The 25,397-nt window shown below is 60.3% G+C and carries 20 protein-coding genes; 11 read left to right on the top strand and 9 right to left on the bottom strand.

Annotated features, from left to right (window positions below):
• Positions 1–2 precede the first annotated feature (2 nt).
• Positions 3–1,424 carry an ABC transporter substrate-binding protein gene (locus tag AC5JQH_RS16665; RefSeq protein ID WP_008170591.1) on the bottom strand — a complete coding sequence of 474 codons (1,422 nt, stop codon included), beginning with the start codon at positions 1,422–1,424 and terminating at the stop codon, positions 3–5.
• 313 nt (positions 1,425–1,737) lie between these two features.
• Here AC5JQH_RS16665 and AC5JQH_RS16660 point away from each other — a divergent pair, with 313 nt between their 5' ends.
• Positions 1,738–3,654, top strand: a complete 1,917-nt coding sequence (locus tag AC5JQH_RS16660) for a sigma 54-interacting transcriptional regulator (RefSeq protein WP_493805778.1) — start codon at positions 1,738–1,740, stop codon at positions 3,652–3,654.
• On the opposite strand, the gene AC5JQH_RS16655 is transcribed toward AC5JQH_RS16660, so the two are convergent.
• From AC5JQH_RS16655 to AC5JQH_RS16640, 4 genes are all read right to left on the bottom strand, one after another.
• Positions 3,641–4,978, bottom strand: a complete 1,338-nt coding sequence (locus AC5JQH_RS16655; RefSeq protein WP_493791566.1) for a sodium-dependent transporter — start codon at positions 4,976–4,978, stop codon at positions 3,641–3,643. The genes AC5JQH_RS16660 and AC5JQH_RS16655 overlap by 14 nt on opposite strands.
• A gap of 255 nt (positions 4,979–5,233) precedes the next feature.
• Positions 5,234–6,415, bottom strand: coding sequence for a thiolase family protein (locus AC5JQH_RS16650; protein ID WP_273070802.1), 1,182 nt, complete (start codon positions 6,413–6,415; stop codon positions 5,234–5,236).
• 181 nt (positions 6,416–6,596) lie between these two features.
• Positions 6,597–7,748 (bottom strand): acyl-CoA dehydrogenase family protein, encoded by a 1,152-nt coding sequence (locus AC5JQH_RS16645; RefSeq protein WP_008170599.1) that lies wholly within the window; start codon positions 7,746–7,748, stop codon positions 6,597–6,599.
• Positions 7,749–7,772: 24 nt separating this feature from the next.
• Positions 7,773–8,534 (bottom strand): 3-hydroxyacyl-CoA dehydrogenase, encoded by a 762-nt coding sequence (locus AC5JQH_RS16640; protein WP_014576485.1) that lies wholly within the window; start codon positions 8,532–8,534, stop codon positions 7,773–7,775.
• A 104-nt stretch (positions 8,535–8,638) separates the two neighbouring features.
• Here AC5JQH_RS16640 and AC5JQH_RS16635 point away from each other — a divergent pair, with 104 nt between their 5' ends.
• From AC5JQH_RS16635 to AC5JQH_RS16590, 10 genes are all read left to right on the top strand, one after another.
• Entirely contained in the window at positions 8,639–9,082 is a 444-nt protein-coding gene (locus tag AC5JQH_RS16635) for a MerR family transcriptional regulator (protein ID WP_014576484.1), read from the top strand.
• Between the two features lie 29 nt (positions 9,083–9,111).
• On the top strand, positions 9,112–10,281 hold the full coding sequence (locus AC5JQH_RS16630; RefSeq protein WP_493805777.1) for an isovaleryl-CoA dehydrogenase: 1,170 nt from the start codon (positions 9,112–9,114) through the stop codon (positions 10,279–10,281).
• 188 nt (positions 10,282–10,469) lie between these two features.
• Positions 10,470–12,077, top strand: a complete 1,608-nt coding sequence (locus AC5JQH_RS16625; RefSeq protein WP_493805776.1) for a carboxyl transferase domain-containing protein — start codon at positions 10,470–10,472, stop codon at positions 12,075–12,077.
• Positions 12,078–12,091: 14 nt separating this feature from the next.
• Complete coding sequence (locus AC5JQH_RS16620) at positions 12,092–12,898, top strand: enoyl-CoA hydratase-related protein (protein ID WP_405418941.1); 807 nt, start codon at positions 12,092–12,094, stop codon at positions 12,896–12,898.
• 2 nt (positions 12,899–12,900) lie between these two features.
• A complete protein-coding gene (locus tag AC5JQH_RS16615; protein ID WP_493805775.1) occupies positions 12,901–14,910 on the top strand; it encodes an acetyl/propionyl/methylcrotonyl-CoA carboxylase subunit alpha in 2,010 nt (669 codons plus the stop codon).
• Positions 14,910–15,818 (top strand): hydroxymethylglutaryl-CoA lyase, encoded by a 909-nt coding sequence (locus AC5JQH_RS16610; RefSeq protein ID WP_493805774.1) that lies wholly within the window; start codon positions 14,910–14,912, stop codon positions 15,816–15,818. The genes AC5JQH_RS16615 and AC5JQH_RS16610 overlap by 1 nt, the downstream gene beginning before the upstream one ends.
• A gap of 144 nt (positions 15,819–15,962) precedes the next feature.
• Complete coding sequence (locus AC5JQH_RS16605; RefSeq protein WP_493805773.1) at positions 15,963–16,538, top strand: peroxidase-related enzyme; 576 nt, start codon at positions 15,963–15,965, stop codon at positions 16,536–16,538.
• Positions 16,539–16,590: 52 nt separating this feature from the next.
• Complete coding sequence (locus AC5JQH_RS16600; protein WP_493805772.1) at positions 16,591–18,279, top strand: AMP-binding protein; 1,689 nt, start codon at positions 16,591–16,593, stop codon at positions 18,277–18,279.
• A 152-nt stretch (positions 18,280–18,431) separates the two neighbouring features.
• On the top strand, positions 18,432–19,118 hold the full coding sequence (locus AC5JQH_RS16595) for a DUF2959 domain-containing protein (protein WP_008170621.1): 687 nt from the start codon (positions 18,432–18,434) through the stop codon (positions 19,116–19,118).
• 21 nt (positions 19,119–19,139) lie between these two features.
• Positions 19,140–21,125, top strand: a complete 1,986-nt coding sequence (locus AC5JQH_RS16590; protein WP_493791571.1) for a hypothetical protein — start codon at positions 19,140–19,142, stop codon at positions 21,123–21,125.
• A gap of 18 nt (positions 21,126–21,143) precedes the next feature.
• On the opposite strand, the gene AC5JQH_RS16585 is transcribed toward AC5JQH_RS16590, so the two are convergent.
• The 4 genes from AC5JQH_RS16585 to AC5JQH_RS16570 form a co-directional block, all read right to left on the bottom strand.
• Positions 21,144–22,415 (bottom strand): MFS transporter, encoded by a 1,272-nt coding sequence (locus tag AC5JQH_RS16585; protein WP_008170625.1) that lies wholly within the window; start codon positions 22,413–22,415, stop codon positions 21,144–21,146.
• Positions 22,416–22,501: 86 nt separating this feature from the next.
• A complete protein-coding gene (locus AC5JQH_RS16580; protein ID WP_008170629.1) occupies positions 22,502–23,245 on the bottom strand; it encodes an ABC transporter permease in 744 nt (247 codons plus the stop codon).
• Positions 23,245–24,192, bottom strand: coding sequence for an ABC transporter ATP-binding protein (locus tag AC5JQH_RS16575; protein ID WP_493805771.1), 948 nt, complete (start codon positions 24,190–24,192; stop codon positions 23,245–23,247). Before AC5JQH_RS16575 ends, AC5JQH_RS16580 begins: the two co-directional genes overlap by 1 nt.
• Positions 24,193–24,212: 20 nt before the next feature.
• Positions 24,213–25,367: an ABC transporter permease gene (locus AC5JQH_RS16570; RefSeq protein ID WP_493805982.1), complete on the bottom strand. Its 1,155-nt coding sequence runs from the start codon at positions 25,365–25,367 to the stop codon at positions 24,213–24,215.
• Between the last annotated feature and the right edge of the window lie 30 nt (positions 25,368–25,397).

The following is a 25,397-nucleotide window of genomic DNA, read 5'->3' as shown; positions in this document are numbered from 1 at the left end:
GGTTACACCCTCCCGATGTCGAAGCTGCGTGCGTATTCTTCGGCACGATCAGAATCGAACGTCTTGCCCATGATGGTGTGGGTCTTGTAGGTCTTGTCCGGAGCGGTGTAACCCAGTTCTTCCATGATCTTGCCGGTCTCGCTCGCCAGGTAGACCTGCTCGGCAATGCCTTTGTAGTCCACATCACCCTCGATATAACCCCAGCGCTTCATCTGGGTGAGGATCCACACGCCCATGGAGTGCCACGGGAACGGGTCGAAGTCGATGCGGTCCGGCACGTCTTTTACCTCGCCAAGGCCATCGGCGTAGTAGCCGGTCAGCACCTGCTGAATCACCGGAACCGGCTGGTTCAGATAGTTCTTTGGCGCGATGGCTTCGGAGATTTCCTTACGGTTATCCGGATTGTTGGAGTACTGCGTCGCGTCGATGATGGCGCGCAACAGGGCGCCGTAGGTGTTCGGGTTCTGGGTCGCGAACTGCTTGCTGCAGGCAAAGGCGCAGCACGGGTGGCCTTCCCAGATGTCCTTGGTCAGCATGTGGATGAAGCCCACCTTCTCCCAAACAGCACGCTGGTTGAACGGATCCGGTGACAAGTAGCCATCCAGGTTACCGGCGCGGAGGTTGGCAACCATCTCGGGTGGCGGGACCACACGGATCTGCACATCTTTGTCCGGGTCGATACCGTTCTCGGCCAGGTAGTAACGCAGCAGGAAGTTGTGCATGGAGTACTCGAACGGCACGCCAAACTTGAAGCCTTTCCACTGTTTCGGGTCGCGCTTGTCCTTGTGGTCGACGTGCAGCACGATGGCCTGGCCATTGATGTTCTCAACGGCCGGCATGATGAACGGCTCCGGTGTGGAGCCCGCGCCCATGGTCATCGCCAGGGGCATGGGAGTAAGCATATGTGAGGCGTCGTATTCGCCAGCCAGGGACTTGTCCCGGGCCACCGCCCAACCTGCGGTCTTGGTAACGGTCACATCCAGGCCATAGCGCTCATAAAAGCCCATGGGGTGAGCCATGATGATGGGCGTGGCACAGGTGATCGGTACAAAGCCAACGTTCAGCTTGGTCTTCTCAAGCTTGCCCAGGGATTCCTTTACCGCGGCCTTCGCCTTCTCCATCGGGAACACGCTGCCCAGAACCGCCGCTGCGGTACCAGCGCCCATCATTTTCATGAAGGCACGCCGGCTGTGTTCGTTGTGACCAAACACCGAGCGCACCACCGCGCCCTCGATGGCGCGATCCATCATCGCTTCTGAATCCAGATGCTCGTCAGCAACTGCCTGCTGGCCGGCAGAGGGCTTGAGATCGAGGGAAATGGACGGGGTGCTGTCGCCGGGTTTGCACTCCGGGCAGCCGCAGGTCTTTGCGTGAATCAGGGACTTGTCACCGTCAAACGGGTTTCCAAGGCTTTTCGTGGTCATGGCGCACTCTCCTGGGTTTGGGACCTAAGTTTTGGGTTATTTCTGCACTCTCACGGTGCAACAAAGGTGCGGCTCGGGCCCGAGGCTGAAAATGGTCGGGTCGGCTCCGCGTTCTGAGAGAGCTATCGCAGGGTTTGTGCCAAGTCCGGCTATTTTTTTAACCCATTGTTTTTAAATCATTAGGCATGCGAAGCCTGAAAACAGGAGAGCTACGACATTTCGTATTTCACGATTTTTCGTAGCCAGGACTGCGATTTTTCGTAGTTGGCACAGGGTTTGTTTCCTCCTTCGGGGACTGACTCAGGAAATCGCCATGAATACCGAAGCCATCATTCACCCTGAAATAACCGGCAGCTGGATTGACCACCTACCAGAAGCGGCCCTGCTGGTAGACGCGGGCCGGGATCTGATTCTGTCCGCCAACAGTGCCATGGGCCGGATGATCGGCACCGACCGGCAATCTCTCGTCGGAACGCCATGCACCCACCTGTTCACCGACCAGCGGCCCCAACTGATTGCATTCACTGAGGAAACCCTGTTTCGCAGCCACGGCTGGAGCCGGGATTTCTTTCTCCAGCACCGGGACGGCCACACCGTGGAACTGGAAATCTCCTCATCCAGGGTCGGCGAGGCGGAAACCCAGAATGTGCTGCTGTTGTTGAGGGACCGACGCCAGCTGCGAACCCTTCGGGAGCGCCACGATGCCAACCACTACCACCGGGGCGGCCTGCTTGAATGGCGGCGGGTGGAAGAGCTGTTCAAGGACATGGAGCGGGAAAACCAGCTGATTCTTCATGCTGTCGGGGAAGGCATCTACGGGGTGGATGCCGAGGGGCGCGGCACCTTCGCAAACCCTGCCGCCGAGCGCATGCTGGGGTGGCGAATTGACGAACTCATGGGTCGGGTTCTGCACCGCGTGGTGCACCACTCCCATGCCGATGGCAGCCTGTACCCGCTCAAGGACTGCCCGATATACGCCGCCTTCCGCGATGCCAGTGTGAAGCGGGTTGGCGAGGACTGGTTCTGGCGCAAGGACGGCAGCGGTTTCCCGGTGGAATACACCAGCACACCGATCCTGGACAACGGGCATCCGGTGGGTGCAGTGGTGGTTTTCCGGGATATCTCCGCCCGCCAGGAAGCCCAGCAAGAACTGCAGAAAGCGCTGGAGGAAGTGGAGACCCTCAAGCACCGGCTGGAAATGGAGAACGCCTATCTGCAGGAAGAACTTAGCGCCGAGTACCACTTCCACGAAATCTTCGGCCAGAGCGAGGCCATCAAAGCCATCGTGCGCCGGATCGGTATGGTGGCGCCCACCGATGCCAACGTGCTGATCACCGGCGAATCCGGCACGGGCAAGGAGCTGATTGCCCGCGCCATCCACCAGTCCAGCAGCCGACGGGACCGGCCCCTGATTCGGGTGAACTGTGCGGCCATCCCCAAGGATCTGTTCGAGAGCGAGTTCTTCGGCCACATCAAAGGTGCCTTCACCGGCGCCGTCAGCGATCGCGTGGGCCGATTCGAACTGGCCGACGGCGGCACCCTGTTCCTGGACGAAGTGGGCGAAATCCCCCTTGAACTCCAGGGCAAGCTGCTCCGGGTGCTGCAGGACCAGCAATTCGAGCGTGTGGGCGAAAACAACACCCGGGCGGTGGATGTTCGTGTGATTGCCGCCACCAACCGGGACCTGAAATCGGAAGTCCAGGAGAAAACTTTCCGGGAAGATCTCTATTTCCGCCTGAACGTGTTCCCCATCGAGTCGGTGCCGTTGCGCCGGCGCCTGGAGGACATCCCCATCCTCGCCCAGGAGTTTCTGAACCGGGCCTGCCAGAAGTTCAACAGACCGCAGTTGGCCCTGAAAGAGCGTGACGTTGAAACCCTGAAAGCCTACCACTGGCCCGGCAACGTGCGGGAGCTGGAGAACGTGATCGAGCGCCAGGTAATCACCTCAGACGGTCGGCTGGATCTGGACCTGCCAGGGCCAGAATCCGCTGCCCGAACCACCCCGGCAGAAGTGGCCCCGGCGAGACATTACAGCGGCGAATTGATGACGGAACAGGAGTTGCGGGACCTGGAGAAGCAGAATCTGGCCCGGGCCCTCATGATGAGCAGTGGCCGGGTCTTCGGCGATGACGGCGCGGCGGCCATGCTGGGCATCAAACCCACCACCCTGACCTCGCGCCTGAAAAAGCTGAAGATCGACGCCAGGGAGTTCCAGGTCAGGCCGGAGTGATGCCCACCTGGCTCAAGGCATAGGTCACCACAATCCAGATCAGCATCACCAGCGGCAGGTAGCGACCAACCAGGTACATACGCCATTCCCACCAGCGGCTCTGGGTGCCCAGTACCGTCCGGATCTTCTCGGGCGGAATGAACCAGCAGAACATGGCGGCCCCCAACACCCCGGAGAAGATGATCACATTACCGCCGGCCACCCGGTCGATCACATCCAGCACCGGCTCCCCCGCAATGTTCCATTGCAGGGGCGTAAAGCTCAGCGCGGATGCCGTGCCCAGCACCAGCATGACAAGAGTGACAAGACTCACAGCCTTGCCATTGCTGAGCCGAAACTCTTCCGACACCGCCGCAATCATCACCTTCAGTCCAGCCAGGCTGGAACTGAACGCCGCCATAAAAAACAGGCTGAAAAACAGCGTACCGACCCAATAGCCGCCAGCCATATCCTCAAACACCCGCGGCATGGTCACAAACGCCAACTGACTGCCCTCCGTAGGCTCCATACCCAGACTGAACACAAACGGAAAGATCATCCAGCCCGCCAGCAGCGCCACACTGGTCTCGGTACCTGCAACGATCAGACAGGCCCGGGGCACGTGGGTCTGCCGGGGGATAAAACTGCCATAGGTCACCAGGTAGCCCTGACCAATCGCCAGCGTGTAGAACGCCTGCCCGAACGCAAACGCCCAAAGCTTGCCGTCCGCCAGCCGGCTCCAGTCCACCTGGAAAAAGAAATCCTTGGTCTGCTCCCAACCGGGTGTGCGGCTGGCGAAAATCACCAGACCGATCATCACAATGATCAACACCGGCATCAGGATCTTCGACATCAGCTCAATGGCCGTCACATCCTTGGCCAGGATGACTGCCCCCAGCACGGTCACCGCGAAGAAATACCAGAGCGAGTTATACCCGGCGGTAAAGTCGCCAAACACTCGGAGATTGTCTGTTGCGGCATCCACCGCATAACCCAGGGTCCAGCCGGTAATCACCAGGTAATAGCTGGTAATGGCCATGGTGATGAGCACCACAAACCACCCGTAAACAACCCCGAAGCGGTTCACCTGCCGGTAGGTCTGAACCGTACTGCCCTTGGAAAGACGTCCTGCAGACACTTCCAGAATCATGATGGGCAAAACCACGACAATCAGCGCCAGCAGATAGGCCACCACAAAAGCGCCACCACCGTTCTCCCCCACCATGTACGGAAACCGCCACAGGTTCCCAAGCCCCACAGCCGCTGCGGCCATCGAAGCCACAAACGCGGGCTCGGAACTCCACTGTTTGCGGGATTCCTCAATAAACTCGTGGCTCTTTCGCACGGGGGTTCTTTCTCCAATGCCGGGGACGTTCAATGCATTTAAGGCTAGCAAATCATGGCTTGGGCCGCATGACTGATATCAAAGTCACTAACTTCGCGATATCTCAGGGGGTATCTCGGCGCGGGGTGACCGGTGGATTTTTCGCCGGAAAAAGGTGTCTGAGCGAAGCGAGTTCTTTTTCCAAGAAAAATTCACCGGACACCCCGCAAGCCCGCCCTAAAATGGGCAGGCTACAACGAGGACAATTCCACCAAATCAGATCAACTCGATAGCAACGGCAGTCCCCTCGCCACCACCAATACACAGCGAAGCCACACCGCGCTTCAGGCCACGCTGCTTCAGGGCATTGATCAGGGTAACGATAATCCGCGAACCGGAAGAACCGATCGGATGCCCCAGGGCACAGGCGCCACCGTGGACGTTCACCTTGTCAGCCGGGAGTTTCAGTTCGTTGATGGCCGCCAGGGTGACAACGGCGAAGGCTTCGTTGATCTCGAAGAGATCCACGTCGTCCACGCTCCAGCCGGCTTTCTTCAGCACCTTCTCGATGGAACCAATGGGCGCAAGGGTGAACTCGGCCGGCAGTCGGGCATGAGTGGCGTGGGCCACGATGCGGGCCTGGGGTGTCAGGCCACGGGCGTCGGCTTCGGCGGCGGAGGCCAGAACAAGGGCGGAGGCGCCGTCGCTGATGGAGCTGGAGTTGGCCGCGGTCACGGAACCGTCTTTGGCGAAGGCCGGCTTCAGGTGCGGGATTTTCTCCGGCTTTGCGTTGCCCGGCTGCTCGTCGGTGTCGACTTCGGTGTCACCGCCACGGCCAGGTACGGTTACCGGAACAATTTCGTCGCGGAACCAACCGTTTTCGATGGCCGCCAGGGATTTCTGCAGGGAACCGATGGCAAATTCGTCCATGGCCTGGCGGCTGATGTCGTATTTGTCAGCTGTACGCTGGGCGAAAACGCCCATCAGGCCGCCTTCGTAGGCGTCTTCCAGGCCGTCCAGGAACATGCTGTCCATCACCTGGCCATGGCCCATGCGCATGCCGGCGCGGGCCTTGGGCAGCAGGTACGGCGCCTGGCTCATGTTTTCCATGCCGCCAGCGATCATGATGTTATTGGTGCCTGCCTTGATCTGGTCGTGGGCCATGATCACGGCCTGCATGCCGGAGCCGCACATCTTGTTGATGGTGGTGCAGCCGGAGCTGTCGGGAATGCCGGAAGCACGGGAGGCCTGGCGCGCCGGGGCCTGGCCGAGGCCTGCGGGCAGTACGCAACCCATGATCACTTCCTGCACATCCGCCGGCTGGAGGCCGGAGCGTTCAATGGCGGTCTTGATGGAGATAGCGCCCAGATCCGGCGAGCGCACGGAGCTGAGGGAGCCCATCATGCCGCCCATCGGGGTTCTTGCTGAGCCTGCTATTACCACATCATTGCTATTCATTTGGTTGTCCTCCTGATTCTGTGGAAGGCCCGACCAGGGGGCAGCCTCTCCGGGACACGCTGTAAATACTTCCCTGTACGCTTGACTGCAGCATCCATGCTGCAGACAGTCCCGGAGAGGCTGCCCCCTGCTCGGACCCCGAGCATTCGACTTGCCTTCTGAGGCCTTAAAGGCCCTTCTTTCAGGCTTTGCCCAGTACCGACCGGGCAATAATTTCTTTCATGACTTCCGAGGTACCGCCATAAATGCGCTGCACCCGCGCGTCGATAAAGGCCCGGGAAATCGGGTATTCGGTGGTGTAACCGTAACCGCCAAACAGCTGCAGGCAGCCATCGGCCACGCGGCACTGCATTTCAGTGGCGCTGTACTTGGCCATGGAGGCAGTTGGCGCGTCCAGTTCACCCAGGTCGTACTGGTCGATGCACTGGTCCACGAACGCCTTGTTCACCCGGTAGTCGGTTTCCATGCGCGCGATTTCAAATCGGGTGTTCTGCAGTTGGGCCAGTTTCTGTCCGAACAGTTCCCGCTCCTGGGCGTAGGCAATGGTCAGATCCAGGGAGCCACGGGCGGCAGCCACGCCAAGGGCGCCAATCACCAGACGTTCACGGGGCAGTTCCTTCATCAGGTACACAAACCCCTGCCCCTCTTCGCCAAGACGCGCGGAAGCCGGGATGCGCATGTCGGAGAAGAACAGCTCGGAGGTATCCCCGGAATGCTGGCCGATCTTGTCCAGGTTGCGGCCTTTGCTGAAGCCAGGCAGTGAGGTATCCACCAGGAACAGACTGATGCCCCGGGCGCCGGCCTTCGGATCGGTTTTCGCGGCAACGATGACCATATCAGCGTGCTGACCGTTGGTGATGAAGGTCTTGGAGCCGTTCAGGATGTAGTCATCGCCATCTTTCACCGCACTGGTGCGGATCGCCTGCAGGTCACTGCCGGCACCGGGCTCGGTCATGGCGATGGCGCCAACGGCTTCGCCGGAAACCAGCTTGGGCAACCACTGCTGACGCTGATCTTCATTGCCCATGTGGCTCAGATAGGGAGCGACAATGTCCGAATGGACCATCACGTTGGTGGATAGCGCGCCGAATCCCATGCGGGCCAGCTCTTCACCTACCACCACGGAGAACTGGAAAGGCGCACCGATGCCGCCCCACTCTTCAGGCACATCCACGCACAGCATTCCGGCGTTGCCCAGGGTGTTCCAGAGCTCGCGAGGCACCAGCCCGGACTTCTCCCAGGCTTCGTAGTGCGGCGTCACTTCTTTTTCCAGGACCTTGATAACGGAATCCCGGAACATCCCCAGTTCTTCTTTATCAACAGACACGGTCATGTATGTCTCCTGCAATTGAATGCTTCACTTGGGCGCCATGCGGAGCGCGCAGTCCAGACGAATCACTTCGCCATTGAGAATCGGGTTACGCACCATCTGATCCACCATCATGCCGAACTCTTCCGGCTTGCCGAGGCGCTTCGGGAACGGCAGCGTGGCCGCCAGGCTTTCCTGAACTTCCTCGGGCATACCCGCCATCATGGGCGTCATGAACAGGCCCGGTGCAATCGTATTTACACGGATGCCCTCGCGAGCCAGCTCACGGGCCGACTGCAGGGTTAGCGATACCACACCGCCCTTGGAGGCACTGTAGGCCGCCTGGCCAATCTGGCCCTCATAGGCGGCCACCGATGCTGTATTGATGATCACACCGCGTTCACCATCGGCATTGGGTTCGCGCTGCGCCATATCCGCTGCCGCCAGGCGCAGGATGTTAAAGGTACCAATCAGGTTGACCTGAATAACCTTGCTGAAGTTCTCCAACGGCATCACACCCTCACGGCCCAGAATCTTCGAGGCCGTGGCAATACCGGCGCAGTTCACGGCAATACCGCAGGGGCCATGGGCCTCGCGGGCGGCGTTGATGGCGGCTTCGGCGCTGTCGGGGGAGCTTACATCGCACTCAAGGAAAATCCCGCCAATGTCCTCGGCCACCTTGCGGCCCTGCTCTTTCTGAAGATCCAGGATCGCCACCTTGCATCCGGATGCCGCCAGCGCACGGGCCGCACCCTCGCCCAGCCCGGAAGCACCGCCTGTTACAATGGCTGCCACATTTTTGAATTCCATCGTTCACTCCCCTTTTCAGGATTCTGTTTGTTAAAAATCGGACCCTAAAACTACTTTACGTTTACGTAAACTTTATCTAACCTAAGTCTAAAAAGGAAATCCCAATGGACATTAAACAGACATACAGCATCAGCGAGCTCGCCAAAGAGTTCGACGTGACAACCCGGAGCATTCGTTTCTACGAGGATCAGGAGCTGCTCAGGCCCACGCGGCGCGGGCAGACACGGATCTTCAGTTCAAAGGATCGAGTGCGTCTGAAGCTTATTCTCCGCGGCAAGCGAATGGGATTTTCCCTCGCGGAAACCAAAGAATTGTTCGATCTGTGGGACGAAACCCTCAGCGGCAATGAAAAACAGCTGCTGAAGATGCTGACCATCCTGGAAAACAAACGGGCTCAGCTGGAACAGCAGAAAAACGACATTGCCCAGGCAGAAATGGAAATGGATACAGCCGAAGCTCGGTGCCGAGAAGCCCTGGCCGAGCTGCAGAAGAAAAAGAAACAGCAGGCGCCGGCGAAAGAAGAAGCCAGGCAGACCGCTGAAAACTAATGAATGACAGAAATCAAAGGTAGCCAACGATGAAATCACAATACTCAGAGCTCAACTTCGGCCTCGGTGAAACCCTCGATATGCTCCGCGAGCAGATCAACGGCTTTGCTGCTTCCGAAATCGCACCGCGCGCCGAGGAAATTGACCGCAACAACGAGTTCCCCATGGACCTGTGGCGGAAAATGGGCGGCATGGGCCTGCTGGGTATCACCGTGAGCGAAGAATACGGCGGCTCCGACATGGGCTACCTGGCGCACGTCATCGCCATGGAAGAAATCAGCCGTGCTTCCGCCTCCGTTGGCCTCTCCTACGGTGCCCACTCCAACCTGTGTGTGAACCAGATTCACCGCAACGGCACTGAAGAACAGAAACAGAAATACCTGCCGAAGCTCGTCAGCGGCGAGCACATTGGCGCCCTGGCCATGTCCGAGCCCAACGCCGGCTCCGACGTCATCTCCATGAAACTGACCGCCAAAGATGAAGGTGACCACTACCTCCTCAACGGCAACAAAATGTGGATAACCAACGGCCCGGATGCGAACACCTACGTCATCTACGCCAAGACCGACACCTCCGCCGGCTCCAGGGGCGTGACCGCCTTCATCGTAGAGCGCGACGCCCCGGGCTTCAGCCGCCACCAGAAACTCGACAAGCTCGGCATGCGCGGCTCCAACACCTGTGAGCTGGTGTTCCAGGACTGCAAAGTACCCAAGGAAAACGTCCTGGGTGGTGTTGGCAACGGCGCCAAAGTCCTAATGAGCGGCCTCGACTACGAACGCCTGGTTCTCTCCGGCGGCCCGCTGGGCATCATGCAAGCCGCTATGGACGTGGTCGTACCCTACATCCGCGAGCGCAAGCAGTTCGGCCAGGCCATCGGTGAATTCGAACTGGTCCAGGGCAAAGTCGCCGACATGTACACCTGGATGAACACCGCCAAGTCCTACGTCTACATGGTTGCCATGTCTGCCGACCGTGGCGCGGAAACCACCCGTAAAGACGCTGCCGGCGCGATCCTCTACTCCGCCGAAATGGCCACCAAAATCGCCCTGGATGCCATCCAGCTGCTCGGCGGTAACGGCTACATCAACGAATACCCGACAGGCCGCCTGCTGCGGGATGCCAAGCTGTATGAGATCGGTGCCGGCACGTCCGAGATTCGTCGGATGCTGATCGGTCGCGAGCTGTATCTGAACAAGTAAACAGCCGCTGATCACATCGATTTACGGAAGATAACTCCCTCGGCACGCCGAGGGCGTGGCGGGTGTTCCTCCCGGGAATGTCTGCGGCCATGGATGGCCGCAGTCAAGCGCACATGGACGTGCTCGTAGCGTTTCCCGGGAGGAACACCCGTCACGCCCGGATGCCCCCGAATAAGAAGGCAGGGAAAATGACCATACTTCAAAGCAAAATCAATCCGCGGTCCGAAGAGTTCCAGGCCAACCAGGAATCCATGGCCCAGGCCGTAGCCGACCTGCGCGACAAAGTTTCCACCATCCAGCAAGGCGGCGGCCCCTCCTACCAGGAGCGCCACATCGCCCGTGGCAAGCTCCTCCCCAGAGAGCGCATCAACCGTCTCCTGGACGACGGCTCCCCGTTCCTGGAAATCGGCCAGTTCGCCGCCTACAACGTCTACGATGAAGAAGTCCCCGCAGCAGGCGTGATCGCCGGCGTGGGCCGCGTCTCCGGCACCGAATGCATGATCATCGCCAACGACGCCACCGTAAAAGGCGGCAGCTACTACCCGCTGACCGTCAAAAAACACCTGCGCGCCCAGGAAATCGCCCTGCAGAACCGCCTGCCGTGCATCTACCTGGTCGACTCCGGCGGCGCCAACCTGCCCCGCCAGGACGAAGTCTTCCCGGATCGCGACCACTTCGGCCGCATCTTCTACAACCAGGCCCGTATGTCTGCCGACGACATCCCCCAGATCGCCGTCGTTATGGGCCTGTGCACCGCCGGTGGCGCCTACGTGCCCGCCATGGCCGATGAATCCATCATCGTCCGTAACCAGGGCACCATCTTCCTGGCCGGCCCGCCGCTGGTAAAAGCTGCCACCGGTGAAGTAGTGACCGCCGAAGACCTCGGTGGCGCCGACGTACACTGTAAAATCTCCGGTGTTGCCGACCACTACGCCGAGAACGACGCCCACGCCCTGGAAATCGCCCGGCGCAGCCTCTCCAACCTGAACCGTCGCAAGCCAACGGATGTGGAAATCCGCAAGCCCAAGGCACCGCTGTACGACGCCGAAGAAATCTACGGCATCGTCGGCACCGACCTGCGCAAACAGTTCGACGTTCGTGACGTCATCGCCCGCACCGTCGACGGTTCCGAGTTTGACGAATTCAAACGCTACTACGGCCAGACCCTGGTGACCGGCTTTGCCCACATTCACGGCTACCCGGTGGGCATCATCGCCAACAACGGCATCCTGTTCAGCGAAGCCGCCCAGAAAGGCGCCCACTTCGTTGAATTGTGCTGCCAGCGCAACATCCCGCTGCTGTTCCTGCAGAACATCACCGGCTTCATGGTCGGCCAGAAATACGAATCCGAAGGCATCGCCAAGCACGGCGCCAAGATGGTTATGGCCGTGGCCTGTGCCAACGTACCCAAGATAACCGTACTGATCGGTGGCTCCTTTGGCGCGGGCAACTACGGCATGTGCGGCCGTGCCTACAGCCCCGACTTCCTGTGGATGTGGCCGAACGCCCGCATCTCCGTCATGGGCGGCGAGCAGGCAGCCGGCGTTATGGCCACCGTTCGTCGCGAAGGTATGGAACGCAAGGGCCAGGAATGGAGCGCCGAGGAAGAGGCTGAATTCAAGCAGCCGATCATCGACACCTACGAACACCAGGGCCACCCCTACTACGCCAGTGCGCGCCTCTGGGACGACGGCGTTATCGACCCGGCCCAGACCCGGGAAGTGGTTGCCCTGAGCCTGTCTGCCACCCTTAACCGACCCGCCAAGCCGACACGCTTTGGCGTGTTCCGGATGTAATCGGGGAGACTGACATGACAGACAACGAATCCGCAGTTCTGCTCAAACGTCGCGACGAAGGCATTGCCGAGGTGGTTCTAAACCGCCCTGACAAACGCAACGCCTTTGACGACGTGATCATCCAGCAGCTGATCAGCACCCTCACCGAGGTGAATGCCGACAACAGCGTGAAGATCGTTATCCTGCGCTCCGAAGGCAAGCACTTCTCCGCCGGGGCCGACCTTGGCTGGATGCGCCGCATGGCCGAGAACAGCCGCCAGGAAAACCTGGACGATTCCCGGGAACTGGCGCGGCTGATGAACGTACTCAACCATCTGGCCAAGCCGGTGATCGGACTGGTACAGGGCGCTGCCTTCGGCGGCGCGGTGGGCCTTGCCGCCTGCTGCGACATCGTCATTGCCACCGAAAAATCCAGCTTCTGCCTCAGCGAAGTGAAGCTCGGCCTGATTCCGGCGGTGATCAGCCCCTACGTGGTGCGCGCCATCGGCGAGCGCCAGGCCCGGCGGTATTTCATCTCTGCCGAAGTGTTTACCGCAAAGCAAGCTCAGGAATACGGCCTTGTCCACATCGTCTGTGACGATGTCGACGCCATGGAAGCCCGCTGCAACGAGATGCTCCAGCAACTGGCCATGAACGGGCCCGAGGCCATGAAAGCCGCCAAGGACCTGGTATTCGCCGTCAGCCACAAACCCATCAACGACGACGTGATTGACGACACCGCACACCGCATCGCGGATATCCGGGTGGGTGAAGAAGGGCAGGAAGGGCTCAGCGCCTTCCTGAACAAGCGCAAGGCCAACTGGGTTCCGGAGGAAGAATAACAATGTTCAGCAAGATACTGATCGCCAACCGGGGCGAAATCGCCTGCCGGATCATACAAACCGCCCACCGCATGGGCATTCGCGTCGTCGCCGTCTATTCTGAGGCCGACGCCAATGCACGGCACGTGGCTATGGCCGACGAAGCCTTCCACATCGGCCCCGCGCCCAGCTCCGAGAGCTACCTGCGGGCTGAAAAGATCATTGAGATTGCCAAGAAGAGTGGTGCTCAGGCCGTTCACCCGGGCTACGGTTTCCTCTCTGAAAACACCGCCTTCGCCGAAGCCTGTGAGGCCAACAACATTGTCTTCATTGGCCCGCCCTCCTCGGCCATTGCCGCCATGGGCTCCAAGTCTGCGGCCAAGGCCATCATGGAAAAAGCCGGCGTGCCCCTGGTGCCCGGTTACCATGGCGACGACCAGTCTGTTGAAACCCTGCGGACCGAAGCCGAGAAATGCGGCTTCCCGCTGCTGCTCAAGGCCGTCGCCGGTGGCGGTGGCAAGGGCATGCGCGTGGTGAATAACATGGGCGAGTTCGACGATGCCCTGGCGGCCGCCAAGCGGGAAGCCCAGAACGCCTTCGGCAACCCGGACATGCTGATCGAACGTTACCTGACCCAGCCACGGCACGTGGAGATTCAGGTTTTCTGCGACCAGGACGGCAAGGGCGTGTACCTGGCCGAGCGTGATTGCTCCGTGCAGCGCCGCCATCAGAAAGTCCTGGAAGAAGCCCCGGCCCCTGGCCTGAGCGAAGAAACCCGCAAGGCCATGGGTGAAGCGGCCGTGCGCGCCGCACAGGCCATTAACTATGTGGGTGCCGGCACCGTTGAATTCCTGTACGACGTCGACGGCTCCTTCTTCTTTATGGAGATGAACACCCGCCTTCAGGTCGAGCACCCGGTTACCGAAATGGTCACCGGCCAGGATCTGGTGGAATGGCAGCTGAAAGTGGCCTGGGGCGAGCCCCTGCCGCTGGAGCAGTCCCAGGTGAAAACCCGCGGCCACGCCCTGGAAGCGCGAATCTACGCCGAAGACCCGGACCAGGACTTCCTGCCGGCCACCGGCAACCTGCGCTACCTGAGCACCCCGGACGAAAGCGCCCATGTGCGGGTGGATACCGGTGTGACCGAAGGCGACGACATCAGCATCCACTACGACCCCATGATCGCCAAACTGATCGTATGGGACGAAACCCGCGACCAGGCCATCAACCGCATGGTCCAGGCCCTGGAGCACTACCGCATTGCCGGCGTGAAGACCAACATCCGGTTCCTGCACGCCCTGGCGGACGCCCAGCCGTTCCGGGAAGCCGACCTGACCACCGGCTTCATTGAGGATCACCGGGAACTGCTGTTCCCGAAGTCCAAACTGGATACCCATAAAGCCCTGGTACTGGCCGCCGGTTTTGTTCTGGAGCAGCGAAAATCCCGGGAAGTGGTCAGCACCGACCCCTGGTCACCGTTCGGCCGCCAGAACAGCTGGCGCATGAACTCAGAATACGCCCAGCCGCTGCAACTGCAGGTCGGTGACGAGATTCACGACCTGAAGGTACTGGAGCGTGATGACCGTTATCAGGTGTATGTGGGCGACAGCGTCTATAACCTCACCGCCCGCCTGGACGACGATTATCTGCAGGCGGTCATCAACGGCCACCGCATCAGCATCCACGGCAACCTGCACAACGACCAGCTGGTGCTGTTCTACGAAGGCGACACCTTCAACTGCACCGTGTACAAGGAAAGCTACGGCTTCGAGGAAATGGCCGGCGAAGGCAGCCTGGCCGCGCCCATGAACGGTGCCATCGTCGCCGTGCAGGCCAAAGTCGGCGACAAGGTCACCGCCGGCCAGAGCCTGGTGATCATGGAAGCCATGAAGATGGAGCACGCCATCAAGGCCCCGGCCGACGGCGTGGTCACCGAGATCTTCTTCGCCGAAGGCGACCAGGTTTCCGAAGGTGCCGAACTGATTGCCATTGAGGTGAACGACCCAGAAGCGAAACAAGAGGAGGCAGGCTAATGGCCTTTCCCAGACAGGTTCGCCTGGTTGAGATGAGCCCCCGGGACGGACTCCAGAACGAGCCCGGCCCGGTGATCGCCACCGCCATCAAAACCGGGCTGATCGACCGCCTGGCCGACAGCGGCCTGAGCCACATCGAGGCCGCCAGCTTCGTGTCCCCGAAATGGGTGCCACAAATGGGCGACGCCGCCGAGGTGATGGCCGGCATCAATCGCAAGGCTGGCGTTCGCTACTCCGCCCTCACCCCGAACCTGAAAGGGTTTGAGGGGGCACTGGCGGCGAAGGCCGACGAAGTGGCGGTGTTCGGCGCCGCGTCCGAATCCTTCACCAAAAAGAACATCAACTGCACCATCGCCGAAAGCCTCGAACGCTTCGCCCCGGTGGTGGAAGAAGCCCGCAAACACGGCATCCCAGTGCGTGGTTACGTTTCCACCGTCATGGGCTGCCCCTACGAAGGCGACATCGCCCCGGAACAGGTGGCCACCGTGGCCAAAGCCCTGTACGACATGGGCTGCCACGAAATCTCTCTGGGCGACACCATCGGCGTGGGCACCCCGATCAAAGCCAAGCGAATGCTCGAAGCCGTCGCTGCCCACGTGCCCATGGAAAAGCTGGCGGCCCACTTCCACGACACCTATGGCCAGGCACTGGCCAACCTGTACGCGGTGCTGGAAGAAGGCGTCAGCGTCATCGATGCCTCCGTCGCCGGCCTCGGCGGCTGTCCCTACGCCAAAGGCGCCTCGGGCAACGTCGCCACCGAAGACGTGCTATACCTGCTTAACGGCCTTGGCATCAAAACCGGCGTCGATCTGGAAAAGCTTGTCGCCACAGGCGACTGGATATGCAGCCAACTGAATCGCCACAACGGCTCAAAAGTCGGCCAGGCACTAGGCGGCAACTGCCAATGATCAAATTGGCGGGTGGGAACAGCTTCCCAGGACTGTCTGCAGCATGGATGCTGCAGTCAAGCGTACACGGACGTATTCACAGCGTGTCCTGGGAAGCTGTTCCCGCCCGCCAAAGCACCAAACAGGAAGGCTAGGAGCCCAAGAATGAGCAACAAAAACGTAGTGGCCCTCGATCTCCCCATCCCGGAGATCAAAGACATGCCGGAAGACACCCAGAAGTACTTCCAGATCTGCCAGGAAAAACTGGGCATGATCCCGAACGTACTCACCGCCTACAGCCAGAACCTTAAACAGCTGGACGGTTTCAACCGCCTGTATAACGAGCTTATGCTCGGTGAGAGCGAACTCTCCAAACTGGAGCGGGAAATGGTCGCCGTGGTGGTTTCCTCCGAGAACAAATGCTTCTACTGCCTGGTTGCTCACGGCGCCGCCGTGCGGGTCCTGAGCGGCGATCCCCAGTTGGGTGAGCACATGGTGATGAACTACCGCAGCGCCAAACTCGACAAGCGCCAGCGGGCGATGCTGGATTTTGCATCCCACCTTACCCGCTCGCCGGCCACCGTCACCGAAGACGACATCCAGGCCCTGCGGGATGCCGGTCTGAGCGACCGCGGCATCTGGGATCTCAGTAACCTGATCGGCTTTTACAACATGTCCAACCGGGTGGCGATTGCCAGCGATATGCAACCGAACCCCGAATATCACAGTCAGAGTCGCTAGCAGGTAAACCACCCTGCTCGCCCTCGAATACAAAAACAATGGAGGCAGAGATATGAGCAAGACTCTACCAAGTTATACCAGCGGAGCCGCGGAAGTGCCCCTGCTGGGCATGACCATCGGTGAAATGCTCGACCGCACCGCCGAGAAATACCCGGACAACGAAGCCCTGGTGTGCCTGCACCAGGACATTCGCTGGACCTACAAAGAGTTTGTTGAAAAAGTCGACGAAGCCGCCCGCGCCTTCATGGCCATTGGCGTCAAACGCGGCGACCGCGTGGGCATCTGGTCCCCCAACCGCTACGAGTGGACCGTTACCCAGTTCGCCACCGCCAAAGTCGGTGCCATCCTGGTGAACATCAACCCGGCTTACGGTGTCCACGAACTGCAATACGCCCTCAACCTGGCTGGTATAACCACCCTGGTGACGGCTGACAGCTTCAAAGCTTCCAATTACCGCGAGATGATCTACGAGCTGGCCCCGGAGCTGAAGCGAAGCTCCCCCGGCAAGCTCAAGGCCGACCACGTTCCGGAATTGCGGGCCGTGATCAACGTGCACGAAGACAAGCACGACGGCATGTGGACCTGGAGGGAATTCCTCGGCTTCTCAAGCGACGTGTCCCAGGACGATCTGGTAAAACGCCAGGGCGAACTGCAGTTTGACGACCCCATCAACATCCAGTTCACCTCCGGCACCACCGGCAACCCGAAAGGCGCTACCCTCACCCACCACAACATCCTGAACAACGGGTACTTTGTGGGCGAGAGCCAGTTGCTGACCGAAAAAGACCGCCTGGTGATTCCGGTGCCCCTGTACCACTGCTTCGGTATGGTCATGGGCAACCTGGGCTGCATCACCCACGGCTCCACCATGATCTATCCGGGCGAAGGCTTCGAGCCCAAGTCCGTGCTGCAGGCCGTGCACCAGGAAAAGGCCACCGCCCTGTACGGCGTGCCCACCATGTTCATTGCCGAACTGACCGAGCCGGAATTCGAGACCTATGACCTTTCCAGCCTGCGCACCGGCATCATGGCGGGGTCCATCTGCCCGGCAGAGGTCATGAAGAAGGTCAACGGCAAGATGAACATGAAAGAGGTTCAGATTGCCTACGGAATGACCGAAACCAGCCCGGTTTCCACCCAGACCAGCTCCCTGGATCCGTTCGAGAAGCAGGTCACCACCGTGGGCCGCACCCAGCCGCACCTGGAAACCAAGATCGTTGATCCGGGCACCGGCAACGTGGTTCCGCGTGGCGAGATCGGCGAGCTGTGCACCCGTGGCTACAGCGTGATGCTGAAGTACTGGAACAACGAAGAGAAAACCCGCGAAGCCATCGACAGCGCCGGATGGATGCATACCGGCGATCTGGCCACCATGGACGAAGAAGGCTATGTCCAGATCGTTGGCCGCATCAAGGATATGGTCATCCGCGGTGGCGAGAACATCTACCCGAAAGAAATCGAAGAGTTCCTCTACACTCACCCGGCCATCGAAGAAGTGCAGGTAACCGGCATTCCCGATGACAAGTACGGCGAAGAGCTGATTGCCTGGGTGAAGCTGGCTCCAGACGCGGCGCCAGTCACAGCCGAGGACCTGCAGGCCTTCTGCAAGGGCAAGATCGCTCACTTCAAGATCCCGAAGAACTACAAGTTCGTGGACGAATTCCCGATGACCGTCACCGGGAAGATCCAGAAATTCAAGATGCGGGAGATTTCAATCGAGGAGATGGGACTGAAGAAATAACCACGGTCCCTGCTTTGGTTGAACGGACAAACCCCGGCACTTGCCGGGGTTTGTCGTTTTCCGCTCCAGCAAATCAAGGCCGAATACGTGCTTGTCAGCGCTCCACCGCCATGCTTCACTTCTGTGATTAGCATGCAACCGGAGACGCCCCTATGCCCAGCCCCGCAACCGACTACTCGAAAACAAAAATCAGCCTTCAACGTGTCTGGGTGCTATTGCTCAGCGCGGTGCTCCTTGGCGGGTGCTCCACGGTGTACTACAAAACCATGGAAAAATTCGGGTATGAAAAGCGGGACATCCTGGTGGATCGGGTTGAAGATGCCCGGGACAGCCAGAACGACGCCCAGGAAACCTTCCGTTCGTCGCTTGAGCGTTTCCAGAGTGTGGTGGACACGCCTGACACCGAGCTAAAGGAACAATATGCCGAAATCAGCGATGCCTACGAAGACAGCCTGGCGAGTGCCGAAGAGGTTAGAGACCGGATCGACAAGGTAGAAGAAGTCGCCGAGGACCTGTTCGATGAATGGGAAGACGAACTCAGCCTGTACGAGAGCGCATCACTGCGCCGCAGTAGCGAACAGCAGCTGAAAGAGACCCGCGTTCAGTACGGCCAGCTGATCAGCCGGATGCACGACGCCGAGGACAGAATGGAACCGGTGCTGCAGGCATTTGAGGATCAGGTGCTGTACCTTAAGCATAATCTGAATGCCCAGGCGATCGGTTCGCTGGAAAACGAACTGGTCAGCATCCGTCAGGATGTAGATTCCCTGATTCGCAATATGGAACAGTCAATCGCGGAGTCTGAAGCCTTTATTCAACGCTTTCGCCAGGGCGGGTAATACCTCAAGGGAGCCAACGCTATGGAGCGCCAAGACGCAGATCCTGCGCTCAAGCCGGCATTGATGCAATTCGACATGGCGCTGGCAGAATTTGCCCGCGCCCGCAAATCGGACCCCAAAGCCTCAAGTCTCAGTCTCCTGGAGCGCACACGGATGCTGATGACGCTGCCAGGCGGCTTCGACGCCATCTACCGGCGCGTAAGGTCGCTCGAATCCGCTGGCATTTTCGGCACCAGCGACTGGGCCCGGCCAGCCCTGCTGCAACCGGCGCTCGCCAAACACTCTCTGAGGGAGGCGGGTGCAGTTACCACCATTGTCGAGGCGATCAGCGAACTACGCATGCTGGCCGTCACCCGTGGCAAATACTTCCATCCCGGAATTTCTGCTGAGCAGGCACGCCACTTTCTCACCCAGGTGATGGCATTAAACCTGGACCTGCTGTCTGGCCAGCTCACCGAAGCCGATCGTGAAAGACCCAAGCAACTTGGCACCATCGTTCAGGAACTCTATCGGTACCTGATCTCCCACCTCGGTTATGAAAGCCTATTGGACAGCCTGGTGGCGGAAGTCTGGCGATTGCTGGACCAGGGGCCGGTGCAGGTCGACAGTATTCGGGAAATGATCGGGCAGATCGCCAAATGCCTTTACGACCCCGACATCAAAACCGGACGCAATGCCGATGCCACGCGGCTGGTGAAGGCCCTCTTTGCCCCCACACCTGCCAGCGCCGAGGACCCCGGCCTTGCCGTTTACGAGCAGCGTTTGAAAGACATGGACGACGTGGCGCTCTCCTCCGAAGCCACCTACTTTGCCCGCAGCATGTTCGACACCGGCCTTGCCTCTCCCTACCACGCGGTGATGCTCCGGTTCCTGCGCGCCAGCGGCCAGGACGATCTCATCCCCAACACACTGGGGCTGACCATGACCGGGCTGGACGATCTCTACTGTTACACCGATCTGGTCCATGCCCTGATTGACGAGGCCATCTACCCGGAAACCTGCCAGGCCGTCTATGGCCTGACCATGATGCTGGAGCGCGGATCGCTGTTTACACCCTCTGTGGCCCAGGCACTGTGGCGGCAAATCAAACTGAAGCCCTCTGCGGAAACCGATCAGGCTCTCAGAGAGGCGTTCGGCGATGCCCGGCCACCCCGGGTATTCCTGCTGGCCGGGGTTATCAACCTGCTGGGCCAGCCGCTGGGCGTTGGTCAGGGCAACAACCCCACCTGCCAGTCTGCCATTGGCCTCTCCATGTGGGCGTCAAACGAGGCGGATTACCTGTTGCAAGTCCTGGCCTGGGCAGCACGCGACAACGAAGTGCTGAGCCGCTTTGAAGGCCAGGAGGTTTCTTCCCGCGATCTGGAACCGGGCCTGGTTAAGGGAACGCCAGTGGATGTGGACCCGGTATCGCTCGTGCTCATCCCTCATCTCGATCGCCTCTACGGTGAGATGTGGCGCCGCTGTGAGACCCGGGACGACGACGCCCATCGCTGGATCAACCCGGAATTCTACGGCTGGTGGGTCAGCCACGGCTTCCGCGTGGTCGCCGACGTAAAAACCGGCGAGGTAAAGGACTACGAGGGATTTATCCGGCATTTCTACGCGAGCTATCACCCCTTCTACAACGGCAACATACCGGTCATTCACGCCCAGCCGGCAGGGATTGCTGTAACAGACAGCGCCGCCCGCTTTGTTGGCCGGCACGCCATCAATATCCTGCGGGTTGCCCTGAGCCCGAAGAACGAGATGCGGGTGTACTTTTTTAACCCCAACAACGACAGCGGCCAGAACTGGGGCCAGGGCATTACCTGCTCAACCCACGGCAATGGCGAGTTTCGCGGTGAAGCTTCCCTGCCCGCGGCCGAATTCACGTCTCGACTGTACGCCTTCCACTATGACCCGCTGGAACTGGGCGATCTATCGGCGATACCCGATGAGGAAGTCGCCCGGGTTATGGACCTGGGCTACACAAGCTGGGCGGCGCCGAGAGATACATCCGAGGAATAACACTCTCGGCTATCCGCCCTAATAGCTCTCGGTCTTACCGGTGACCGGCGACAGGGGCTCGCCCTCCTCGTTCTGCAGCTGATAGTCGTAGGCGGCCTGCAGACCGGTATCCTCTTCGGTCTCATCATCCGGTTCGTATTCCAGATGCCTTGGATAGAGCGGCGACAACATGGCCACGATAATGCCGATGGCGCAGAACATGGCAAAGGCATCGGCGTAACCCACCTTGCCAACAAGAATACCGACTATCGGCGAGCCAGCCGCCTGGCCCAGTGATACTGCCATGAAAGGCAGTACGGGGCCCATGGACAGCCGCCCCGGCAGCAGGCGAATGCCGGTCATCAGGTACAGCCCGGTCAGACTCATGTAGGCCAGACCAAACACCAGTGCTGAAAACGCCGAAATCATCAGGTTGTCGGGGCTGGCCGCCAACAACGCCAGGCTCGCGGCCAGTGTCATCAGCATCAGGGCCTGGGTAACCGGTGGGTTGTTCCGGTCAGCCAGATCGGCCACCACCGCGCCGCCAAGGCCGGCAATACCGACCCCCAGCCACAGCCATGCCGTGGCATCGGATGGCATGGATCCCAGATTAACCACGAGATCGGGTGCGAAAATCCAGTAGGCGGCGGAGACAAAGCCCATCATGAACGCGAACAGCGAGAGCCTGAGCAGTCGCCACCATTGATCCGCACTGATTGGCTGCGCCGGCGCAGCATTGGCGGGCACAACACGGGATACAGACGGAATGAAGAACCAGGTGGCAATCACGCCAATTACCGCCAGCACGGCAAAGGACGCGTAGGCATAGCGCCAGGCCCCGGCGAGGAACAGGATCGTCGGCACAGCAACGACGACACCGATACTGGTGCCCGCGTTCATCACCGAGCTTACCCGGCCGTGGAGCGAGCGTCTCACCAACGCCTGCATGGCGGCTGTGAGAGCCGGCATCATCAGGCCCGTGCAGATACCACAGAGAACAACACCCACCCCGAGGGAGACGGCCCCCACGGCCTGGCTGATCAGCGCCAGGCCAACAACACCAAAAATACCGGATGCCATGGCGGTATTGCGGGCACCAAGACGATTTGCCGAGAGCGGAGCCACCAGGGTAGCGAATACGAAACTGATCAGCGGCAGCGCACCGATCACACCGATCACATCCGGCGCCAGCCCCAGGTCATCCCGGATCGGGGGGACGAACAGACCGAACGCAAAGCGCGCCAGACCATAGCTGATCGCGATCAGTGCTGCGCCGAGGAGTGCAAATGACGTGCTCGAAGGAAACTTCATTCCGCTGTGCTCCTTGCGCTGTCCATCTTCGTCAGACTAGACATCAAAGCAGGATTTTTAAAGCAGCGGATGGCCTGCGCCAGCGATCAGCCTGCGGTCTGGGGCAGAAACCGGCGGTCCCAGACCCGCTCAGCGGCCTCGAACAGGCTGTCCACCGTCAGCGCGAGCATGCCAATCAGAATCGCGCCCTGCAACACGTAGGCTGTGTTGCCATTGACGAGACCGGCGATCACCGGATCCCCCAGGGTTCTGGCACCGATGGTTGAGCCAATGGCGGCCGTTGCAATGTTGATGGTTACCGAGGTCCGGATACCGGCCAGGATCACCCTGCCCGCCAGCGGCAACTCCACCTGCAACAGCACCTGAAAAGGCGACATGCCCATACCCAGCGCCGCCTGCCTCACTGTGGCATCGACACCCTCCAAGCCGGCCAGGGTATTGCGCAGAATGGGCAGCAATCCATACAGAATCAGCGCCACCAGAATCGGCGCCTCACCAAACCCGAGAACCGGCACCGCCAGGGCGAGAACCGCCACCGGCGGGAAGGTCTGGCCGATAGAGGCGATCTGGCTAACCAGCGGCAGAAAGTCGCGCCCAGCCGGGCGCGTGGCGAAGATTCCCCCGGCAACCGCAGCGACGGTTCCAACCAGGGCGGAAATCACCACCAGCATCAGATGGTTCTGGAGCAGAAAGAGAAAGCTCTCCCGCTCGTAGACCACATTCTGTTTATCCGGCTGCACCCACTCGAAAAGCGGTTCGAGAGTCGGCATGCCCGCGCTCAGGGCACAGAGGAGCACAGTCAGCAACACAGGCGGCAGCCAGACCCGCATCAGGCACCTTCCTGGATAATGCGTTCACGGGTGATGGTTCCGGTTTCCTGGCCATCGGCATTGAACACCGGCACCTGCCTCCAGTTCTGCCAGAGCATGATTGAAAGAGCCACTCGCAGGCTGTCGTCTTCCTTGAGGCCGTCGGCGCCGGGTTCCGGCTCTCTGGGCTGAGGGTGAGCCTCCATCAGATCCCGCACGGTATGCAGGCTCATCAGTTTCAGGCCTCGGTCCTGCTTGCCCACGAGATTCTCCACAAAAACGGAGGCGGGTCGCCGGAGAATGTTCTCCGGCGTGTCGTGCTGGATAATCCGGCCCTGATCCATCACGGCAATGCGGGTCGCCAGCCTCAGGGCTTCGTCAATATCGTGGGTTACAAACACCGTGGTTTTCCGCAGCTGACTCTGGATACGCAGCATCTCCAGCTGCAGGTTCTCCCGCGTGATGTCATCCAGCGCACCGAAGGGTTCGTCCATCAGCAGAATATTGGGGTTGGCAGCCAACGCCCTGGCAACGCCCACCCTTTGAGCCTGCCCGCCGGACAATTGCTGGGGATATTTGTTGGCGTGGGTGGCCTGGTCCAGATCCAGCAGCGTCAGCAACTCATGCACGCGCTCGTCGATCCGCTCCCGTGGCCATTTCAGAAGCTGGGGTACCATGGCGATATTGCGGGCCACCGTCCAGTGTGGAAACAGCCCCGTGCCCTGAATCACATAACCCATGTTCAACCGCAGCTGCTCGGGGTTCATGGCGGTAACATCGTTACCATCCACCAGGATCTGGCCCTCACTGTGGGGCAGCAACTGGTTGATCATCCGCAGGGTAGTCGACTTGCCGCAGCCTGAGCTGCCCACCAGCACGCACACTTCGCCGGTTTCGACCGTGAGGTTTATCCGGTCCACCGCCACGGCATCTCCAAAGCGGCGGGTAACGTTTTTCAGTTCAATCATCCGGGCTTATCCCTCTCCTGTCAGGCCGTCGCCGGTGTCGGCTTGAGACTGGCCGCCAGCATGGTGAGCAGAGCATCCGCCAGCAGCGCGAGTGCAATGGTGGGCAGCGCACCAAGCAATACCAGATCCATCGCCGCCTGCCACAGGCCCTGAAAGATAAAGCTGCCAAAACCGCCGGCGCCAATGAGCGCGGCAACCGCGGTCAGGCCAATGGCCTGGATGGTGGTAATGCGCACGCCTTCCACAATCACGGGAAGCGCCAGTGGCAACTTGAGTTTGAAGAACAGCTGTCGCTCGTTCATTCCCATACCCCGCCCGGCATCGGCGAGGCTTTCCGGCACCTCGGTAAGCGCGACGAAGGTGTTGCGCACCATGGGCAACAGACTGTAAGCCACCAAAGCCAGCAAGGCCGGAGCCCAGCCAATGCCACGAATCCCCATGGCCTGCAGTGCCGGAAAAGCGGCCGCCAGCGCACTGAGCGGTGCGATCAGTAACCCGAATACCGCCAGGCTGGGAATAGTCTGAAGAAAGCTGACCGCGCCAAGGATGGGACGGCGCCAGGCCACACTACGAATCATCTTCAGGGCCAGTAGAAAAGCCAGACCGGCGCTGATGCCGACCGCGCCAAAGGCCAGTGCCAGATGAGTCCACAGGGCCTGCTCGAACTTGTCCGGGCGGGCGTTGAATTCCCGAACCAGCGACAAACTCTCCAGCCCACCGCCTCGAAGGATCCACAGCCAGCTGCCAACGATGACGGCCAGTATCATCAGCTGCAGCCCTCGCCCGCTCCCGAGGCGCCCGAGGATTTCGATCAGCATCAGCGACAGCAAAAACAGCAAACACCAGAAACCGGCTCCGATGGACGACCGCGCATAAGGTGCGTCTTCCGGCAGGTGCCGGCCCGCAAAGACCTCGAGCAACAGGGGCAGCAGCGCCAGGGAGAGGCCTACCAGGCCCAGAAGCGGCAGGTACCGCCGGCGCAACGGCAGAAAAGACAGCAGAACGCAGCCAGCCAGAACCAGTGACACCAGGCCAGCCCAGGGCCCGCCAACGGCCGAAATGAGGCCGTGACCGGTACCCGGAACAATGCGGTTGGGTTGAATGACGCCCAGGTCCAAAAGCCAGACCAGCGCCAGGGCAAGACACCCCAGCACAGGCAGGACACGGTTCGGCATGGTGTTCGAGGCAACAGAGCTGTAAATCGA

This window comes from Marinobacter sp. H13 (assembly GCF_059072335.1).
This window is presented reverse-complemented; position numbering and strand designations above follow the sequence as displayed.

What these genes read in the sequence shown, in the direction of transcription:
- AC5JQH_RS16600 (WP_493805772.1), top strand. Translation starts at nt 16,591, where the DNA reads ATGAGCAAGACTCTACCAAGTTATACCAGCGGAGCCGCGGAAGTGCCC.
- AC5JQH_RS16615 (WP_493805775.1), top strand. Translation starts at nt 12,901, where the DNA reads ATGTTCAGCAAGATACTGATCGCCAACCGGGGCGAAATCGCCTGCCGG.
- AC5JQH_RS16645 (WP_008170599.1), bottom strand. Translation starts at nt 7,748, where the DNA reads ATGACCGTGTCTGTTGATAAAGAAGAACTGGGGATGTTCCGGGATTCC.
- AC5JQH_RS16590 (WP_493791571.1), top strand. Translation starts at nt 19,140, where the DNA reads ATGGAGCGCCAAGACGCAGATCCTGCGCTCAAGCCGGCATTGATGCAA.
- AC5JQH_RS16650 (WP_273070802.1), bottom strand. Translation starts at nt 6,415, where the DNA reads ATGAATAGCAATGATGTGGTAATAGCAGGCTCAGCAAGAACCCCGATG.
- AC5JQH_RS16580 (WP_008170629.1), bottom strand. Translation starts at nt 23,245, where the DNA reads ATGCGGGTCTGGCTGCCGCCTGTGTTGCTGACTGTGCTCCTCTGTGCC.
- AC5JQH_RS16605 (WP_493805773.1), top strand. Translation starts at nt 15,963, where the DNA reads ATGAGCAACAAAAACGTAGTGGCCCTCGATCTCCCCATCCCGGAGATC.
- AC5JQH_RS16640 (WP_014576485.1), bottom strand. Translation starts at nt 8,534, where the DNA reads ATGGAATTCAAAAATGTGGCAGCCATTGTAACAGGCGGTGCTTCCGGG.
- AC5JQH_RS16630 (WP_493805777.1), top strand. Translation starts at nt 9,112, where the DNA reads ATGAAATCACAATACTCAGAGCTCAACTTCGGCCTCGGTGAAACCCTC.
- AC5JQH_RS16620 (WP_405418941.1), top strand. Translation starts at nt 12,092, where the DNA reads ATGACAGACAACGAATCCGCAGTTCTGCTCAAACGTCGCGACGAAGGC.
- AC5JQH_RS16585 (WP_008170625.1), bottom strand. Translation starts at nt 22,415, where the DNA reads ATGAAGTTTCCTTCGAGCACGTCATTTGCACTCCTCGGCGCAGCACTG.
- AC5JQH_RS16665 (WP_008170591.1), bottom strand. Translation starts at nt 1,424, where the DNA reads ATGACCACGAAAAGCCTTGGAAACCCGTTTGACGGTGACAAGTCCCTG.
- AC5JQH_RS16570 (WP_493805982.1), bottom strand. Translation starts at nt 25,367, where the DNA reads ATGCCGAACCGTGTCCTGCCTGTGCTGGGGTGTCTTGCCCTGGCGCTG.
- AC5JQH_RS16625 (WP_493805776.1), top strand. Translation starts at nt 10,470, where the DNA reads ATGACCATACTTCAAAGCAAAATCAATCCGCGGTCCGAAGAGTTCCAG.
- AC5JQH_RS16610 (WP_493805774.1), top strand. Translation starts at nt 14,910, where the DNA reads ATGGCCTTTCCCAGACAGGTTCGCCTGGTTGAGATGAGCCCCCGGGAC.
- AC5JQH_RS16575 (WP_493805771.1), bottom strand. Translation starts at nt 24,192, where the DNA reads ATGATTGAACTGAAAAACGTTACCCGCCGCTTTGGAGATGCCGTGGCG.
- AC5JQH_RS16635 (WP_014576484.1), top strand. Translation starts at nt 8,639, where the DNA reads ATGGACATTAAACAGACATACAGCATCAGCGAGCTCGCCAAAGAGTTC.
- AC5JQH_RS16660 (WP_493805778.1), top strand. Translation starts at nt 1,738, where the DNA reads ATGAATACCGAAGCCATCATTCACCCTGAAATAACCGGCAGCTGGATT.
- AC5JQH_RS16595 (WP_008170621.1), top strand. Translation starts at nt 18,432, where the DNA reads ATGCCCAGCCCCGCAACCGACTACTCGAAAACAAAAATCAGCCTTCAA.